Raw genomic sequence first — 1,333 nt, 5'->3', positions numbered from 1 at the left:
GCCTGGGACCGCACCAGAGTGGCATCCGACATATCCGTCACCTACTGCCTTGCCGGCTGTGCGGCCGGCGTTTGCGTTTGCGGGATGGCGTGCGCCGCGATCGCCTGTTCTGAGAGATTTGCCCTATCGAGTTCGGCGGCGATGGTGCCGTCGCGCATGACCAACACGCGGTCGGCAAGCCGGATCACCTCGGGCAGTTCGGAGGAGACGACGACCACCGCATGGCCCTCGGCGGCGAGTTCCTCGATCAGATGATAGATCTCCGCCTTGGCGCCGACATCGATGCCGCGCGTCGGCTCGTCGAACAAGAGGATGCGTGTTCCCGCCGCCAGCCAGCGGCCGATGATCGCCTTCTGCTGGTTGCCGCCGCTGAACAGGCGGATCGGCCGGTCGAGCAGGAATGGGCGCAGATTGACGCGGCTCATCTTCTCGGCCGCCACCTGTTTCAACCTGGCGTGATCGATGAGGCCGCGCGGCGCGAACACGGCCATCGAGGCCAGCGCCATATTGCTGGTGATCGAGCGCAGCGGCACGATGCCTTCGCGTTTGCGCTCCTCCGGCACCAGTCCGACGCCGGCGGCAATCGCGTCACGCGGGCTGAAGAACCGTGCCGCCTTGCCGTCGATTGCAATCGTCCCGGCCGTGGCGCGATCGGCGCCGGCCAAGAGCCGCAGCAGTTCAGTGCGGCCGGAACCGACCAGGCCGGCAATGCCCAGCACCTCGCCGCGATGCAGATCGAACGACACGTTGCGCACCTTCGTCGCCGAGGAGAGGCCACGCGCGCTCAGCATGACCTTGTTCGTGGCATGGGAATTATGCTGCTCCTGCGCCAGTTCGCGGCCGACCATCATCGCCACGACCGCTTTCTCCGACAGGTCGTTCAGATCGACGGAATCGACGACGACGCCATCGCGCATGATGGTGGCGCGCCGGCAGATGCCGAACACCTCGTCCAGCTTGTGCGAGACATAGACGACGGCGACGCCGTCGCGGGCGAGGCCGGTGATGACTTGCGCCAGCCGTTCGAATTCGCTCGGCGTCAGGCTCGATGTCGGCTCGTCCATGGCAACGATGCGGGCGCGATCGAGCAGCGCGCGGGCGATCTCGACAATCTGCCGCTGCGCCACCTTCAGGGTACCGAGGGGTGCAGCCGGATCGATGGAGGGATCGATGGCCGCAAGAGCCTCCGCAGCACGGCGCTCCTGTTCGCGCCGGGCGACGAAGATGGCGCCGCGCGTCAGCGGATGGCCTAGGAACATGTTCTGGGCGACGCTAAGGCGTGGTACCTGCTGCAATTCCTGATGGATCATGGCGACGCCCGCAGCGCGTGCGG

General features: G+C 66.6%; 1 protein-coding gene. It reads right to left on the bottom strand.

What is annotated here, in order from left to right; all coding sequences use genetic code 11:
• Nucleotides 1–41: 41 nt before the first annotated feature.
• The coding region (locus EN969_RS31295) for a sugar ABC transporter ATP-binding protein (protein WP_164758673.1) at nt 42–1,333 on the bottom strand (1,292 nt) is incomplete at its 5' end.

Source organism: Mesorhizobium sp. M7A.F.Ca.CA.003.01.2.1 (genome assembly GCF_003998945.1).
GTDB classification, from domain to species: Bacteria; Pseudomonadota; Alphaproteobacteria; order Rhizobiales; family Rhizobiaceae; genus Mesorhizobium; species Mesorhizobium ciceri.
This window is presented reverse-complemented; position numbering and strand designations above follow the sequence as displayed.